Source organism: Bradyrhizobium sp. 186 (genome assembly GCF_023101685.1).
In the GTDB taxonomy this organism is placed as follows: Bacteria; Pseudomonadota; Alphaproteobacteria; order Rhizobiales; family Xanthobacteraceae; genus Bradyrhizobium.
The window spans coordinates 7,022,410-7,038,612 of record NZ_CP082164.1 but is presented as its reverse complement, the minus strand read 5'-3'; the positions used below and the strand labels follow the sequence as shown (position 1 = coordinate 7,038,612).

General features: G+C 61.4%; 14 protein-coding genes and 1 pseudogene. 10 read left to right on the top strand and 5 right to left on the bottom strand.

The window, feature by feature from the left end; translation table 11 throughout:
- Positions 1 to 146: 146 nt before the first annotated feature.
- From IVB18_RS34100 to IVB18_RS34090, 3 genes are all read left to right on the top strand, one after another.
- Positions 147 to 590, top strand: a complete 444-nt coding sequence (locus IVB18_RS34100; RefSeq protein WP_247984687.1) for a hypothetical protein — start codon at positions 147 to 149, stop codon at positions 588 to 590.
- The gene (locus IVB18_RS34095) at positions 590 to 982 is read left to right on the top strand and encodes a hypothetical protein (RefSeq protein WP_247984686.1); all 393 of its coding nucleotides are present in this window, start codon (positions 590 to 592) and stop codon (positions 980 to 982) included. Before IVB18_RS34100 ends, IVB18_RS34095 begins: the two co-directional genes overlap by 1 nt.
- 284 nt (positions 983 to 1,266) lie before the next feature.
- Positions 1,267 to 1,563 carry a hypothetical protein gene (locus tag IVB18_RS34090; RefSeq protein WP_247984685.1) on the top strand — a complete coding sequence of 99 codons (297 nt, stop codon included), beginning with the start codon at positions 1,267 to 1,269 and terminating at the stop codon, positions 1,561 to 1,563.
- A gap of 446 nt (positions 1,564 to 2,009) precedes the next feature.
- Here IVB18_RS34090 and IVB18_RS34085 read toward each other — a convergent pair whose 3' ends face one another.
- Positions 2,010 to 2,786, bottom strand: coding sequence for an outer membrane beta-barrel protein (locus IVB18_RS34085; protein WP_247984684.1), 777 nt, complete (start codon positions 2,784 to 2,786; stop codon positions 2,010 to 2,012).
- 140 nt (positions 2,787 to 2,926) lie between these two features.
- Between IVB18_RS34085 and IVB18_RS34080 the strand changes: the two genes are divergently transcribed.
- From IVB18_RS34080 to IVB18_RS34055, 6 genes are all read left to right on the top strand, one after another.
- Positions 2,927 to 3,301, top strand: coding sequence for an NUDIX domain-containing protein (locus IVB18_RS34080; RefSeq protein ID WP_247984683.1), 375 nt, complete (start codon positions 2,927 to 2,929; stop codon positions 3,299 to 3,301).
- Between the two features lie 190 nt (positions 3,302 to 3,491).
- Positions 3,492 to 3,683, top strand: coding sequence for a hypothetical protein (locus IVB18_RS34075; protein WP_247984682.1), 192 nt, complete (start codon positions 3,492 to 3,494; stop codon positions 3,681 to 3,683).
- An 18-nt stretch (positions 3,684 to 3,701) separates the two neighbouring features.
- A complete protein-coding gene (locus IVB18_RS34070) occupies positions 3,702 to 4,661 on the top strand; it encodes an IS630 family transposase (protein ID WP_247984681.1) in 960 nt (319 codons plus the stop codon).
- Positions 4,662 to 5,057: 396 nt separating this feature from the next.
- On the top strand, positions 5,058 to 5,450 hold the full coding sequence (locus tag IVB18_RS34065; protein ID WP_247984680.1) for a hypothetical protein: 393 nt from the start codon (positions 5,058 to 5,060) through the stop codon (positions 5,448 to 5,450).
- Positions 5,451 to 5,707: 257 nt separating this feature from the next.
- Entirely contained in the window at positions 5,708 to 7,432 is a 1,725-nt protein-coding gene (locus tag IVB18_RS34060) for an IS1634 family transposase (protein WP_247983724.1), read from the top strand.
- A gap of 201 nt (positions 7,433 to 7,633) precedes the next feature.
- Positions 7,634 to 8,146: a thermonuclease family protein gene (locus tag IVB18_RS34055; RefSeq protein WP_247984679.1), complete on the top strand. Its 513-nt coding sequence runs from the start codon at positions 7,634 to 7,636 to the stop codon at positions 8,144 to 8,146.
- Between the two features lie 3 nt (positions 8,147 to 8,149).
- Here IVB18_RS34055 and IVB18_RS34050 read toward each other — a convergent pair whose 3' ends face one another.
- The 4 genes and pseudogenes from IVB18_RS34050 to IVB18_RS34035 all read right to left on the bottom strand — a co-directional run bounded on the left by IVB18_RS34050 (position 8,150) and on the right by IVB18_RS34035 (position 11,955).
- Positions 8,150 to 8,323 carry a hypothetical protein gene (locus tag IVB18_RS34050; RefSeq protein ID WP_247984678.1) on the bottom strand — a complete coding sequence of 58 codons (174 nt, stop codon included), beginning with the start codon at positions 8,321 to 8,323 and terminating at the stop codon, positions 8,150 to 8,152.
- Positions 8,324 to 8,817: 494 nt separating this feature from the next.
- Positions 8,818 to 9,895 (bottom strand): annotated as a pseudogene (locus tag IVB18_RS34045) (IS110 family transposase).
- Between the two features lie 987 nt (positions 9,896 to 10,882).
- Entirely contained in the window at positions 10,883 to 11,020 is a 138-nt protein-coding gene (locus IVB18_RS34040) for a hypothetical protein (protein ID WP_247984677.1), read from the bottom strand.
- A 758-nt stretch (positions 11,021 to 11,778) separates the two neighbouring features.
- The gene (locus tag IVB18_RS34035) at positions 11,779 to 11,955 is read right to left on the bottom strand and encodes a hypothetical protein (protein WP_247991962.1); all 177 of its coding nucleotides are present in this window, start codon (positions 11,953 to 11,955) and stop codon (positions 11,779 to 11,781) included.
- Positions 11,956 to 12,577: 622 nt separating this feature from the next.
- On the opposite strand from IVB18_RS34035, the gene IVB18_RS34025 reads away from it, so the two are divergent.
- Positions 12,578 to 15,988: an adenylate/guanylate cyclase domain-containing protein gene (locus IVB18_RS34025; protein WP_247984676.1), complete on the top strand. Its 3,411-nt coding sequence runs from the start codon at positions 12,578 to 12,580 to the stop codon at positions 15,986 to 15,988.
- Positions 15,989 to 16,203 lie beyond the last annotated feature (215 nt).

Below are 16,203 nucleotides of genomic sequence, written 5' to 3'. Positions count from 1 at the left end.
GGCTGGATCGTTGATCCCCAGAACGAAAGCCGCATCCCCCCCCGCCGTGGCGGAGATAATCGCCCGCGCGATGCCGCAGCCCGGCGGTGACACCGTCGCTGCGATCTACGCGCGCATGCTCGCGAGGCACAGGAAGGTGTTGGGCGATGTCTAAAGGGAACCCGGCCGAGGAAGGCGATGCGCAACCTGCGACTTCTCTCGGCGGGTCGGAGGCCGCTGCCGGCGTCGGAGGCACGACCGACAACGGCGGCGGCCTCGATGCGGAGGTCGATGAATACGACGAACTCCTCGCTTCGCTCGGTCGCACTTACGACGAGGATGTGCGGATCGCGGTCCATGAAACGGGGCACGCCGTTTGCGCGCGCCTGCTCGGGCGTGAAGTTGGAGGCATGACCGTGAACCCGAACCCGGTCCGTGGTTACGAGGGCTTGTGCTGGGGTGTCGGACATACCGAGGCGTTCGCGGAAGGTCGCGGGGATGCCTCCGACGTTCGGAAAGCCATTGCTCCGCTGATGCCCAACGCTGGCGAGGATCACGGCTCGGTCGCTGATGTCTTTGCCAGCGTATATATAATGAGTGCGTCGAGCTGATGGCCGGCCGGGCTGCCGAAGCAATGCTGCTGAGCGACCGCGATCCTGAGCCGCCGGCCGATGATCTGCGGCAGGCGCGTGAGCTGGCCCTGCTGTTCTGCAAGAGCGAGGAAGCGATAGAAACATTCGTCGCACATTGCGATGTCGCTGCCCGTGATTTGTTGTTGCCCTACGGCGATGTCCTGATCGTGCTGTCCACTGTTCTGCGCATCAAGCGTACGCTGGACGGCGCCGAGATCGATCGGATCATCCTGGATCTCGAGACGCGCAAGGCATTGGCGATTGAGCATCGGCGCCGAGCCGAGTGGCGCAAGGCCGAGCACTTTCGGGCGGGATGTGAACGCCTCGATGTCGTGCGACTGCCATCATGTGCACAAGATCGGGTGCAGTAATCGCCGATATCTGGATCGGAAGGCTCGGCGGATGTACCCGAGCCTTGTGATCTTGAAGGGGGCCCCGGCGTGGAATACGTCGGGGCCATTTTTGTGTCGGCGTCGTTTCAAGCTCAATCGGTTGACCGGCTGGGAGGATTGCGCAACTGAATTCAGCGCCATTTACCCTCACGGCCGGTGCGCTTTTGAACCTCGCCATCCGGTCGGGACCTTGCCGCGAGTACAAGATGGAACCGTCGGTGTTCGTGACCGTTAGATCGGTTCAAGCTCAGGGAGGACCTCCCATGCTAAAAATCGCTATTGCCCTCGCGGCAGCCACGGCCGCGCTGACAACCACCCCGCTTGCAATTCCGGCCAAGGCTGAAGGCATCAAGATGGCCCAAGGCGTCGATGTTCAGGTCGGACGGGACCGGGATGACCGCTACTATCGGGACCGTTACCGCTATGACCGCGACACCACGGTCGGCGTCGGCCCGGGTGGCGTCACCGTCGGCCCACGAGAGCGCTGCCGCACAGTGACGACAACGGTTGAGCGTGACGACGGCCGAATGGTTACTCGCAAAGAGCGTCGCTGCGACTAGGTGCGGTCGCGAGGTCGAAGAAGATGGCCGGGCGTCAAGCCCGGCGAGAGGTAATTGCGCGATGTCGGACTATGCGGGACCCGCCCGCCCGGAAACCAGCGCACGCCGGATCGTGTTAGTACGGTTCAATAAATTAACCAGTACTACTCCCCGTCGCCTTAAAGCTGACCGTCCCCCTTGATCAGAAGGAGGCGTGCGCCATGACATTACCCATATGCTGCGCCTGCAATGTGGACCGACGGCTCGTGGCCGTTTCGCCGATCACCAGGGACCACGACACACGGTCGTTTGAATGCCCACAGTGCCGGACCGTCTTGCGACTGTTGGTGCGGCGGGATGCGCCCCCGCCGCGGGAAGTCGGGCACGCCTAAGCGCTGCCCAGCCATCTCGCATTCGCCCCGATGGAGGTCCCGCATGGGCTGTTGGCATGCTTCGGTTCGCGAAGATCAGTACTTCGCGACAACCGGGCCACCCCAGCGGTAGTTCAGACGAACCAAACCGATGTCGACGTCCTGATCAATACGGGCGGTTCCTGCGACAGCGCCCGCCGGAGCGCCCACTATCCCGGTTGAGAAGAAGTCCACGTCCCGATGGCCCATGAACAGGTGGTCGTATTCAACACCGACAGACCAGTTCGGAGCGAAGCCAAATTCAAGGCCCGCCCCTACGGTGCCGCCCCAGCGGGTTTCGCTGGCGTTATTGAGCGTCAGCCCGGTCGCAATATCGAAAACTCTGTATTTGTCGTTGACGACCGCAGCACCACCTTTCACGTAGAGCAGTACGTTGTTCCAAGTGTAGCCAACTTGGACCGTGAACAGGCCGAACGCATCCATCTTGGTTTCGTCCTGGACGCCCGCGAAGGCAAGATTGGCGTTGGACCCCGTGAAATCGGCCCAGTTGCCCTGCGCCTCCACGCCGAACACCCAGTTCGCCATCTGCCAGCGATAGCCGATCTGACCGCCGACTGAACCTCCGGTCGCATCATGGCACCCCATGGAAACGGGCGGAACGACGGGCACACCGCCGGTATTGATTACATCCCAGCACTTATGGGCGGAGCCGCCGCCGCCGTTGATGCCGATGTAGAAGCCGCTCCAATCATAGATCGGAGCGAGCATCATCGGAGGGGGCGCTTTGGTGTAGGGCCGCGCTGCCAGATCAGCGGCCGAGACAGGAGCGGCGAACGCGATGAGGGCAACCGTGCCCAGCACAATTTTCTTCATTTTTGACCCTGTTTCGAATCATTGTGGCGCCCCCAGTGTGCAACCTACCATTGTTCGCCGAAGTTTCTGTCGCCCGTGCGCCACACTCCGGAGAAGCTAGATAGTTGCACAACCGGACGTGATTTCGCACTTCAGGCGTCATGGCGGAATCATGTCGGCTATTACCGCAACTACATCGAAACGGGACTTTCGCGCTGCCGGACGCATTCGACGACGAGCCGTCGTTTGCCGTAACGAAAGTTCGAGTCCTTACTTCTGAAAGCCAGCGGAAGTGTCTTCGCCGTGAGATTGGCGAAGAGCTGCCGAAACTCAACGTTGGGCTGATGAAGCGCTGGAAGGAAGTGAAGGCGAAGAACCGACGATCTGGGCGCAAGGTGAGTGACGCTATCTTCGTGGCGAAGAAGGTCTCCGGCCGATTAAAGATCGGCGACAAAAGGGAGATCGACAAGGCGGCATGGCGCAAGCCGCGAGGCATCAGACTGACGCCCACGTCGCGCTACATTCGGGACAAGTGAACGAGCATGACTGTCTCGCGGTCGAGCACAAAGTTATCCAGGTGATAACTTCGTTTGCTATCGGCAGTTCGTTAGAAATAGCGATCATGCTCCCATGCTAGACGACCGATTCCATGAAATTGGCACTGATGGAACGGATGGTTTGTTGCGGGATTCCTCGTTTGTGTTTGGCTGAACGAGGAGTGGCGTCATGGCGAAGTGGCGGCAAGCGGTCGAGTTGGCGCTGACCGATGAGGAGGCTGAAGTGTTGACGGCTCTTTCGCGGTCGAGGACGGAACCGGCGAGCCGGGTGTCGCGGGCAGCGATGCTGCTCGCCTACCTCGAACAGCCATCGTTCTTTGCCGTGGGACAACGGCTTCGCGTGCACCATCAGACGGTCTAACGCTGCGTCGAGCGAGCCGTGGCGTACGGCGCACTGGCGGCACTCGACGACCGACCGCGACCGGGCAGGGAGCCGGTGATCACGCCTGAGGCCAAGGCCTGGTTGGTGTCTTTGGCGTGCGACAAGGCCAAGGAGCACGGCTATCCACACGAGCTGTGGACGACGCGGCTTTTGGCCCGTCATGCGCGCGAGCACGGACCGGCGGCGGGGCACGAATGTCTCGCCCGTCTGGTTCAAGGCACGGTGTGCAAGCTTCTCGGCCAAGAGGCAATCAAGCCGCACAAGGTGCGCTACTATCTTGAAAATCGCGACGCCGCGTTCGAACAGAAGATGGCGGAGGTTCTGTGCGTCTATCGTGAAGTCGATGTCCTGAAAAAAGCCCCTGCCAGATCCAAGAAGCGGGGAAAACCGGTGGCGATCGTCTCTTGCGACGAGAAGCCGGGAATTCAGGCCATCGCGACCACGGCGCCGGATTTGCCGCCTGAGCCCGGCATCCACGCCACCTTTGCGCGGGATCATGAGTACAAACGCACGCTCAGCCTGTTGGCCGGGATAGATCTGCTCACCGGAAAGGTCCACGCGCTCGTCAGAGATCGCCACCGCAGCCGCGAGTTCATCGAATTCCTCAAGCTTCTCGATGCCGCCTATCCGGCCAGCACCGCGATCAAGCTGATCCTCGACAATCATTCGGCACACATCTCGAGGGAAACCAGAGCCTGGCTCGACACCCGACCGGCAGGCCGCTTCGGCTTCACGTTCACGCCAAAGCACGGCTCCTGGCTCAACCTCATCGAGGGCTTCTTCTCCAAGTTTGCCCGCTCTGTCCTGCGTCACATCCGAGTGACATCAAAGCACGAACTCAAGGGACGCATCATGGCCGGCATCGACGACGTCAATCGCCATCCCGTCATCACACCTGGTCCTATAAGCTTGCCGATGCAGCCTGATATGATTCGAACCATGGAAACGCTGACCTAGTTATAGAATAACCAGCTTAGCCAAATTTATAACGGCAACTAACCACTCATCGTAATCAGTCCTCTAAAGCAAAAAAATTAAGACGCCAAGATCAAACGGTTGCATCGAAAAATACCAACCTACATTTATCGTAACCTCGTTACTCCTCTATCGGTTGGTGGGCGATTGGGCTGCATTGAGGCTATTCATTCGATCAGGTTGATCGAGCAGGTTTCTCGCACCATCCCGCGCCGATATAGACCGGCGCCAACAGCGACGAGCGTCCGCATGCGGACAAACGTCCATAACGGCCAGCGTCTAAAGGCCAGCGTAAAGCGAGCATCAACCGAATGCGCGCCCCGCAATCTTTGTGGGGCGCGCATTGCAAAAAAAATGTTCGCTCGCGGGAGGACGACGATGGTTATCAAGCTAGAGGATGCCCGCCTTCTCAAACCGATGAAGATGGCGCTCAACATTCCTATCGAGCAACGCACCTTCAGCGCAGAATATTCGCGCCATTGGGTCCGCTTGATGGATGCACAAAGCGCTTTCATACAGGCCGTGGACAAGTACACGACCGGCAGGCGCGCGGGACTACTGAGCACATGGAAACTGATGCGGCGCAAGCTGGATGCATTCGCTCAGCAATTCAGCCACTGCGCAACGTTTTGCGAAACGATCGGCGGGCATGTGCTGCGCCGTTGTTCAAAAGCGAGCAGGACGAACACGAATACGTCTTTCTCCGCTATTTCCTTGCCGAGTATGCGGCGCCGTACATTGAATTCTGGAAGGAAACCATGGATACCGTAGATGCAGGCGTGCACATGACATCAACTCTAGTGACGTCCCGGCGTGGCCGTGAACAATGCCGTTGACAGCAACGACGTGAGAGCGCGTCAGCTTGGTCGCGCTTTTTCTCATGCCACTGCCTCTAGCCCGAACTTCCCCTCGGGATTTTTGTTAGAGCGTTGAGAGGATTTGAGAAGTTTGGATCGGGCTGATTTTGTAGGCATGTAAATGATGATTTTTGGCTTGCGAATGGCAGGTTTCCGTGATTCGATTCCGGCATGTTCGTCGCCCGCATTCCCAACCGCAACTCACCGCCCGCGATCCTGTTGCGCGAGAGCTATCGCGAGGGCGACAAGATCAAGTCGCGCACGCTGGCCAACCTGTCGCATTGGCCGGATGAGAAGATCGATGCGCTGCGCCGCGTCCTGAAAGGCGAGGAGCTGGTCTCGCCGGCCGAGCAACTGCGGATCGAGCGCTCGCTGCCGCACGGCCACGTGGCCGCGGTGCTCGGCATGGCGCGCCAGCTCGGACTGCATCGCCTTGTCCCGGACAAGCCCAGACGGTTGGCCAGGCTGGCTTTGGCCTTGATCGTGGCACGGGTGATCGAACCGGCCGCCAAGCTGGCCACGGCGCGCCAGCTCAGCGAGGCGACGGCGGCGCATTCGCTGGGCGAACTGCTCGATCTCAGCGCCGTCGACGAGGACGAGCTTTACGAAGCGCTCGACCTGCTCGGCACGGCCCAACCGGGGATCGAGGCGACGCTCGCCAAGCGCCATCTGCATGACGGCTCGCTGGTGCTCTACGATCTCACCTCCAGCTATCTGGAGGGGCGACATTGCGAATTGGCGCGGCATGGTTACAGCCGCGACGGTCGTTCCGACAAGCTGCAGATCGTGTTCGGCTTGCTGTGCGCCGCCGACGGCTGCCCGGTGGCGGTGGAGGTGTTCGAAGGTAACACCGCCGACCCGAGCACGCTGGCCGCGCAAGTCGACAAACTGAAGGCCCGCTTCAAGCTGTCGCGTGTGGTACTGGTCGGCGATCGCGGCATGATCACCAGCGCCCGTATCGAAGCCGATCTGATGCCGGCCGGGCTCGATTGGATCACCGCTCTGCGGGCGCCGGCGATCCGCAAGCTCGCCGAGGACGGCGGCCCGCTGCAATTGTCGCTGTTCGACGATCGCGATATGGCCGAGATCACGTCCCCCGACTTCCCCGGCGAGCGCCTGATCGTGTGCCGCAACCCGGATCTGGCCGACGAGCGTCGGCGCAAGCGCGGCGAGTTGCTGGCGGCGACCGAGAAGGATCTCGCCCGCGTCAAGGCCGCCGTGCAGCGTCAGCGCAACCCCTTGCGCGGCGAGGATGAGATCGGTCTGAAGGTCGGCGCCGTGCTGGGCAAGCGTAAGATGGCCAAGCACTTCCACCTCGCCATCACCGACACTTCGTTCGACTTCAGTCGGATCGAGGATGCCATCGCCAACGAAGCGTCGCTCGACGGCTTCTATGTGCTACGGACCAACGTGCCGGCCGAGAACCTCGACACCGCCGCCACGGTGCGTGCCTACAAGAGCCTGGCCCAGGTCGAACGCGCCTTCCGCACCATCAAGACCGTCGAACTGGAGGTGCGCCCGATCCACCATCGCCTCGCTGGCCGCGTGCGCGCCCACGTCTTCCTCTGCATGCTCGCTTATTACATCGTCTGGCACATGCGCCGCGCGCTGGCCCCGATCCTGTTCGACGATCACGACCGCGAGGCCGCCGACGCCGCGCGCGTCTCGCCCGTCGCCAAGGCCAGAGTCTCGGCCGCGGCCAGAACCAAGGCTAATCGCAAGCACACCCACGATGGCCGGCCCGTGCACAGCTTTCGAACGCTGTTGCAGGATCTCGCCACGCTCACACGCAACATCGTTCGCATCGGTCAGGACGCCCCGGCCGCTATGCTCACAAGTCCAACCCCACTACAACAAGACGTCTTCAATCGGCTCGGCATTCCTATCGCCCCATAATGTAGGCAGACGCGCCGTCACGCCCGCTGGAATTACACGCCAGCTCAAATGCTTACGTCGCTACTCAAGGGGAAGTTCGGTCTAGCGCGCGGCACGCAGCTCGAATACCCTCTCAGTTTGCGCTCATAGTGTGAAGGCGACGAGCGGAGTACCCCACATCCACCTTTGGAGGTAGGCATTGGCCCTGCCAATATCGTAACCATGACCGTGATCCCATTTCGGCGCCGCCGCACATTCCTGAGCTGGCCCACTATTCTGGGCGCACTAGCTGCGGTTGCTTTTGCTGCCGTCTGCGCGTTTTTGGTTTCGCAAAGTGCACCTCACGCGACATCGCCTTACGAGCGCGCATCTCAAGCAATTCAGGTGATCGACGGCGACACCGTCAGACTTGACGGCAATACCTATCGTCTTGTTGGCTTTAATACGCCAGAAAAGGGCGATTTGGCTCGCTGCGAGGATGAACGCAAACGGGCGGATGCTGCGACTGCACGGCTGAAAGCTCTCATCGCAACAGGCGATGCGCGCCTAAGCCGCGTCGCATGCGCCTGCAAGCCGGGTCAGGAGGGCACCAAGCTCTGCAACTATGGGCGCCTATGCGGAGCTTTACTGGTTGATGGACGCGACGTGGGGCAGATCATGATCAGCGAGGGGCTTGCGGAGCGTTACGTGTGCAGCGCGCCGCGCTGTCCGCCGCGCAGATCGTGGTGCGGCTAGCAACTATTGCTCGCGCTTGTCGGCTATTTCTCGCGCAGCCAAACTAAGCTCCAGTTCTCTGAGTTGCTCGATCAACCGCTCTACAATCTGCTCGTAGTCATATGGCGTCAGTGAATGCACGCCGCGCAACGTCAGTTGGTTCTGGAGGATCGTCGCCATCATGGCTTTAACGCTCATGGGGACCTCGACTGAAAATTGGATCGTCATAAAATCAATCTCAAGTAGATGCTAAAGATGGCCGACACGCAACGGCAATGGCTTCACTTCGAGCTCCGTACAATTACGGGCGACGCTCGCGCTATGTTGCGCTTTCGAAGCACGCGTGTTCGACATCAAAGCGCTTCGCTTCGAATTCGGGTCATTCGAAACAGTTCGTTAGCTTTCATGTGGCTAGCTGGGAGCGTGCCGATTACCGCCGATTGCGGCACATGGAATGGGAATGCCGGCCCCGGCTGTCCTCCCAACCTGCGGCTGGGGCCGTTTTCTTGAACTTGCGCAGCATCGTTCAACCCCCGGTCCACAACCATGATTAGAGGCATTGCTATAGCGCTATTTGGGATGAGCATTCTCTCCCAGTTCGATCAGGCGTTCTTTTACGGCCGACATAGTGACGCGGCGCTCAGGCTTGTGCGCGAGACCAGCCGCGGGTTCGGCCTATAGGGCACATCACGTCAGTAGTGCGTTGCGGCGAGATGTCCGGAGTCGGCTGTAGACCGGAAGTCACGATCCAGGAGGCGAGCCGACGCGCGAACCGCCCAGGCGATGCGGGCGAGCTTGTTGGCGAGCGCAATCGCCAGCACGTTGTGGTGCAATCGTTTCTTGGCGGCTTCGATCCAAGATTTGAGGCCATAGCGCTCCCAACACTTGACCTTGACCAGCACAACCCACGCGGCTTGCACGAACAGAACGCGCAGGTAGCGATTGCCGCGCCTTGATATCTTGCCGAGGATCGTGCGGTCGCCTGTCGATATCTGCTTCGGCACCAGTCCAAGCCAGGCGCCGAAGTCGCGGCCTTTCGAGAACACGTCTCCAGTGCCGATCGCGGCTACCATCGCGCTCGAGATGATCGGGCCGATGCCCGGGACCGTCATCAGTCGCTCGCAGCCTTTGTCTTGACGAGCCAATGCTTCGATCTCGCTGGAGAGGTCCTCAATGCGCGCGTCCAGTCGGCGCCAGTCTCCTGCCAGGTCCTCGATGATGCGCAACATGCGAGGCGCGAGGACATCGGTGCGCGTCGCGAGAATACCCGGCAACTCGGACCGCAGCGAACGCAGGCCTTGCCGCACGGCGATGCCCCGCTCCAGCAGGAACGAACGGATCTGATTGATGACGCCGGTACGCTGGCCGACCAATCGCTCGCGCACGCGGTGCAGCGCCTGCAGGTCGAGCTGGTCGGCGGTCTTGGTCGCGACGAACTTCATGGTCGGGCGTTGGACAGCCTCGGCGATGGCTTCCGCATCACGGAAGTCATTCTTCTGTCCCTTCGAATAGGGGCGCACGTATTTCGCGGGCATCAGTCGGGCGTCGTGGCCGAGCATTTGGAGCTTGCGACTGAGATGATGCGCGCCGACGCAGGCCTCCATACCGATTAAGCACGGAGGCAGGTTGGCGAGCCGTGCTTCTACCTGGCCGCGTGACCACTTCTGCCGCAGCACGATTGCCGCGCTGATCGTGGCCCACGATGTGGAACGAGTTCTTGCCGATATCGATGCCTATCACGGCGATCGCTGAGCTGAGTTTCTGAGACATGGCGTGCTCCTTGTCTTGGGCGCCCCTTACCAGCTTGTCGTGCTGGCAGGGCCGGAGCACGGCCGGACCATTCCATTGGCGGACATTGAGGTTCGCGCAGCCGCGGTTCGCTGACGCTGATCGGATCGATTGTCGCCCTCTTCGAGACCCGCGCGGCACTGGATCGCAAGCGTTTCAAGAGGAGCCTAAATTTCCCAATGAACAAAGAGTAAGGCCGCCCCTTGGGCGGCCCTTCTTTCAGTCACGATCATGATGGTGATGTTCATGATGGTGTTCGTGGTGCTCGTGTTCATGCCGGGAGACCAGGCCGCCCCCGGAATGCGCAATTGCCGTGCTGGTAAGAGAGGTCGAGAGTAGCGCCGTAATGGCGGGCGGCGTCACAACCGCGAATCTCCCACAGTTCTTTAGAAATTGACGGCGATCATCTTGATCCGAGGGCATGTTGTTCCTCCAGCTGCGGCTAAGATATTAAATAGTCGCCGCAGAATTAAATCAAATTAAATAACTCGTTCCTTCACGAATTTGAGAGGCCACCTCAGTTGCCCCGATGTCCGGCTTAGGTCTGCAATGGGGTTGAGAGCGGATAGCCTCATACTCCAGCGCGTCAGCGCGTCTTCCAGGCAAATATCTTCTCTCCGCTGGCGGCACGACATCGAACTGGAGGCACCGGTCGGAGCAGCATCCCGGGACATGATCCGTACAATTATAGATTGTGAATTAAGCCGACGTGGAGGGGAAGTATGTCTTTGCTGGGAATGGCGAGGGCGTCTGATGGATTTCATTGAGCGTTGTTTTTGTGCGTTGCGATGACCGGGTTCATCGTTCTCGTCACCAACGTCGGATTGCTGTGCCTGCGTTGAGCGCGACGGTCTGTTCTATGTTGCCTTACCTGCTCTCCATCCCGGAACAAGTGGCGATCTGAAACGTTGCAATAACCGCTCTGACGGCCCCCGTCGGAGCTGTTAGACCCCCATCACGGCCTCAGCATTACCCTCGCTGAGGCCGTTTTTTTGTGCCGCGCTTGGATCGCCCGTCGAAATAAGAGAAGGCCGCCAGCGTGACTGCTAGCATGAACAATCCCAAGCCGCCCGTGATCGCCACCATCATTGCCACGGCGACGAACATGCGACCTAACTTTCAGCGGATCGGCGACTTGGTTGGCGGGAGGGATCGCTTGGTCTTCGCCACTTCGGCCTTCTCGAAAAACTCCAGAGCCAAGATATGCATGGCCTGTGCTTTTTCTGGATCAGACTCGGCGAGAGCGAACCGGGAGGCAACTTCGGCTTGCCTTAAATAGTAATCGACCCATTCTCCCGCGTGAAGGTGGCGGTTAACGCAACTTCAGAGCATTTGTTCCCGGCTGAGACGATCGAGCGCGAGGAGCAAACAGGCCCGAGGCCGGAACCAATTCGCCCCCTGTGCATTCTGGTAACGATCTACAAAGATCAGTAGCGCTGAAACGCAAAGGCCCCAGTCGGTCCAGCCCCGGACTGGGGCCTTTTCGTACGTCCGGAAACACACCGCCGCCCGCTTTGAAATAATTGCAGGCGGCGCTGTCCAGCCCCGGGAGGAGATAGCCTCGCACCTCCGAACAACTCGTGGATCGGCGTATTCTTCGTACGCATCCGACGAGCGCCGTCTTGTCTGACGCGTGGTATTTCGCGAAGCGTGTGACCTTAAGTCTAGCTTTAAGGTCATCAGGGGATGCGGGTCGAGATTTTGAGGCCAGAGCGTCCGATAGTGTAAACTGCGAACGCGAGTGAGCTCAGTTTGCCTGTGAAAGCTGATCTTCTCACGCCAATGAAGCATAGTCTTGCGAGGATCGGCCGGTTTTGACGCTAAGCTCACCTTCGGTGGGACATGCACGTCTCAGACATCCACGATCAATCCTCGTCCGGCTCCCGCACGACCGCCGGTTCATCGGCGCTGTTCTCTTCTTCGTCGTCTTCGTCCTCTTCGTCTTCTTCATCGGGATCGCGGGGCGGAATGATGTTGCCAACGGTCATGAAGGCGCTCAAGTCTGTCCTGATGAAAACTTCATCGGCTGTTTGTGAGCTCATATCGTTGCTCCTCTCGGAAGTGAATCACAGCGGGACTTCAGCCTCTATTTCAGCGACGTGAGACCATCGCAGTACCGCCGATCCCAAGCACATGCGCAGCGCCGGTGGATAAGTCAATGCAGCTTCCCTTCACGAACGGACCCGGTCATTTATCCGGACCGTGACGCTTCGACCGGTCGGGTGTGAGGTGATTGGTGATTGTGACATGAGAGCCGAATGGCCTGGTCCGATGCGTTGCGGTCATTGCGCTTGGATCCATCTGTTCGCCCGATGCTGTTCGGCCGCCGCTGTAACCATAACGAGAGGCAATGCAAGCTTCGGCGAATGCCGATGTGGACAAACAGGTGATCGCGCATATAGGGCGGATCATCGTCTCGCTCCCAGGATCCAGCCCAGTCGGCTAACTTTTTGATATGCCTCTACGTTCCTGTCAGGGTTGTCGAATGACGAAGCAGCCCGGACGTTCGGTCAGACTGGCACGTCGCAGAAAGGGCCAGAAGCTGACCTTCCTCAGCAGTCAACTCGTGACGTTTCACCGCGCCCACCGCACGGCATTTTGAGATAGACTGGAGTACCTAGCGCTCTGAGGACGTCTGAGGACGGCCGAGCCGGAGATGAGCCCATGGACGTCGCGGCCTGGCTGCGTGGTTTGGGGCTGGGACAGTACGAGCAGGCGTTCCGCGAGAACGACGTCGACGCCGAGGTCCTGGCCGATCTCACCGCCGAGGATTTAATCGGGCTCGGCGTCGCCTCGATCGGCCATCGCCGCAAGCTGCTCGCCGCCATTGCTGCCCTGCGTGCCGGCTCAATTTCGGCCACCACTCCTGCCACGTCCGCACCCACCACTATCTCCGAAAAGGCTTGGCTTGCACCCGAGGCCGAGCGCCGCCAGCTCACGGTGATGTTTGTCGACCTGGTCGATTCGACCGCCCTCGCGGCGCGCCTCGATCCGGAGGAAATGGCTGAAGTCCTGCGGATCTATCAGAGCGTAGTGACCGGCGCGATCGCGCGGTTCGAAGGACACGTGGCAAAGTACATGGGGGATGGTGTGCTGGCCTATTTCGGTTATCCGCGCGCCCATGAGGATGAGGCCGAACGCGCTGTGCGGGCCGGCCTCGCTGCAGTCGCGGCGGTGCACAGCCTGGAATCGGCGCATGGCGAGACACTGGCGGCCCGGGTCGGTATCGCGACCGGCCCGGTGGTTGTCGGCGAGTTAATCGGCGAAGGCGCGGCGCGGGAGGAGACGGTGGTCGGCGACACGCCGAACCTCGCGGCGCGGCTGCAAGCCTGGGCCGACCCGGGCACGGTGGTGATCTCCGCTCGCACCCGGGAGCTCGTTGGCGGGCTGTTCGAACTCGCCGAGCTCGGCATGCAGATCTTGAAGGGATTTCCGGTACCGGTCCGGCCGTGGCGGGTGGTCGGGGAAGGCGCCGCCGAGAGCCGGTTCGAGGCGTTGCACGGGGCAGGTCTGACGCCGCTTGTCGGCCGCGAAAATGAGATCGGCCTGCTGCTCGAGCACTGGGAGCGAGCCAAGGAGGGTGAAGGCCAGGTGGTGCTGCTGGCGGGCGAGGCTGGCATCGGCAAATCACGCCTTGTGCGGACGCTGCGCGGACGACTTGAAGATGAGCCGCATACCACCCTGGGCCACTACTGCTCACCGCATCATCAGACCAGCCCGCTTTATCCGGTGATCGGCCTGCTGGAGCGGGCGGCGGGCTTCGCCGCGGACGATCCCGCCGCAACGAGACTCGACAAGCTCGAGGCGCTGCTTGCGCTATCGACCGATGATGTCTCGGCAGTGGCTTCGCTGCTCGCGGCGTTACTGTCGCTCGAGACAGGTGCGCGGTACCCGCCCCTCGAGATGAGCCCGCATCGGCAGAAGGAGCGGACGCTCGAGGAGCTGGTCGCTCAGGTATTGGGGCTCGCAGCAAGGCGGCCCGTGCTGGCCATGTACGAGGACGTGCACTGGGCAGATCCGACCTCGCTCGAGCTGCTCGATCTCCTGGTCGACCGGGTGCAAGGCGCCCGCGTACTCGTCCTCATGACCTTCCGGCCCGAGTTCGAGCCGCCTTGGATGCGCTATGCCCATGTCACCGCGCTGACCCTCAGCCGCTTGAGCCGTCGACAGGGTGCGGCCATGGTCGCGCGGCTGAGCGGCGGCAAGGCGCTACCCCCTGCCGTGCTCGACCAGATCGTTGCCAAGACGGACGGCGTGCCGCTGTTCGTCGAGGAACTGACGCGGACGGTGCTGGAGACCAATTTGCTCCGCGATGAGGGCGACCACTACGCGCTCGCCGGGCCGCTGCCGCCGATGGCGATCCCGGCCACGCTCCAGGAGTCGCTCTTGGCGCGGCTCGACCGGCTGGCTCCGGCCCGGGAGGTGGCCCAGGTCGCAGCCGCTATTGGCCGGGAATTTTCTCACGAACTGCTCGCGATCGCGGCCGCGCTGCCGGAGAGCGATCTGCAGGCGGGGTTGGACGAGCTTGTCGACTCGGGCCTGGTGTTCCGGCGCGGAACGGCGCCGCAGGCGACCTATAGCTTCAAGCATGCACTCGTGCAGGACACCGCCTATGCCACGCTGGTGCGCGCGAAGCGGCAGCGCTTGCACGCCCGGATCGCTGCCGCGCTTGAGCAGCATTTTCCGGAGAGGGTGCAGGTGCAGCCCGAACTTCTGGCCCACCATTACATGGAGGCCGGGCTGGTCGAACCGGCGATCGAGTATTGGCTGAGGGCGGGACAGCGAGCCATCACGCGCTCGGCGATGACTGAAGCGCTGGCGCAGTTGCGGAATGGGTTGGACCTGCTTGTGGGCTTGCCGGAGGTCGACCGCCCGCGGCGAGAACTGGACCTCCAGGTGGCGTTGGGTGTGGCACTGATGGCAACGCAAGGCTGGGCAGCGCCGGAAGCCGGGCGGGCCAACGCCCGTGCTCGCGAGCTCTGCGAGCAGCTCGGTGCCATCGCCCAGCTCTGGCCCGTGCTCTACGGTCAATGGGTGTTCCACGGCGTGCGGGGCGAGCACAACGCCGCGCGAAGCGTGGCAGACGAGTTTCTTCGCCGGGCGCGGGACCATAATGACACGTCCCCAGCGGTGGTTGCTCACCGCATCTGCGGGACCGGTGCATTATGGCGCGGCGAGCTGCCGGCTGCCTGCGTCCATCTGGAGCGGACGCTTGCCCTCTATGACCGGGAGCAGCATCACTCGCTCGCCTCTCTCTACGTGCAGGATCCGCGGGTGGCGGCGCTGTCGGGGCTCTCATGGACGTTGTTTGCGCTGGGCTATCCGGAGCAGGCCCGGACGCGGAGCCGCGAAGCGCTCGATGCGGCACGTGAGCTCGCTCACCTCAACACGGTGGCTTACGCCCTTTTGTTCGCGTCTTTCTTCGAGCAGTATTGTCTGGCGTGGCGTGAGGCGAAGGACCGAGCCGAAGCACTGGTTGAGCTCTCGACCGAACAGGGATTTCCGCATTTCCTCGCGCCCGCCACGGTAATCCGGGGTTGGGCTCTGACTCAGTCGGGGGAAGCGGAGATAGGGCTCACGCAGCTTCGGCAGGGCCTTCCGGCATGGCGTGCCACCGGGGCTGGTCTCTATGAGCCGTATTTCCTCGGCCTGCAGGCTGAGGCGTGCGGCTGTTTGGGCGCAGTGGAGGAAGGTTTGGAGCTGGTTGCAAAGGCGCTGGACCGCGTGGAAGAAACCGGCGAGGGATGGTTCGAGGCCGAGCTTCATCGGGTGATGGGCGAGCTGATGCTGCGGCTGGAGAAAGCCGAACCGACCACCGCGGAAGCACAGTTTGGGCAGGCGGTTGCAACCGCGCGCCAGCAAGGTGCCAAGCTGTGGGAGTTGCGCGCAGCGACACGCCTTGCACGCTTGTGGAGCGAACAAGGTCGGCGCGGCGAGGCTCACGACCTGCTCATCCCGCTCTATAGCCAATTCACTGAGGGTTTTGGGACAGCGGATCTACAGGCTGCCAGAGCAACACTTCGCGAGATCACTGCCAGCTCCGAGCCGAAGAACCCGACAGACACCGGTAGTTGATGCGGTGCACGAGCGTGGCTGGTCTCTTAGCCAGTCGCTTGGACGGGATCTGGCCGGTTTTCAGCAGTGGCATGAAGCCGCCCGCGTCTGAACGGCGGCTCAGGGTCAAAAGCGACTACCTCAACACATCCGCTTAATGAGCGAAGCGGACCTTTACAGGAGCGGATGATGCGAACTTGCTTTCGCCCAGAACTCGGATATCGGCCTGAGTTCTT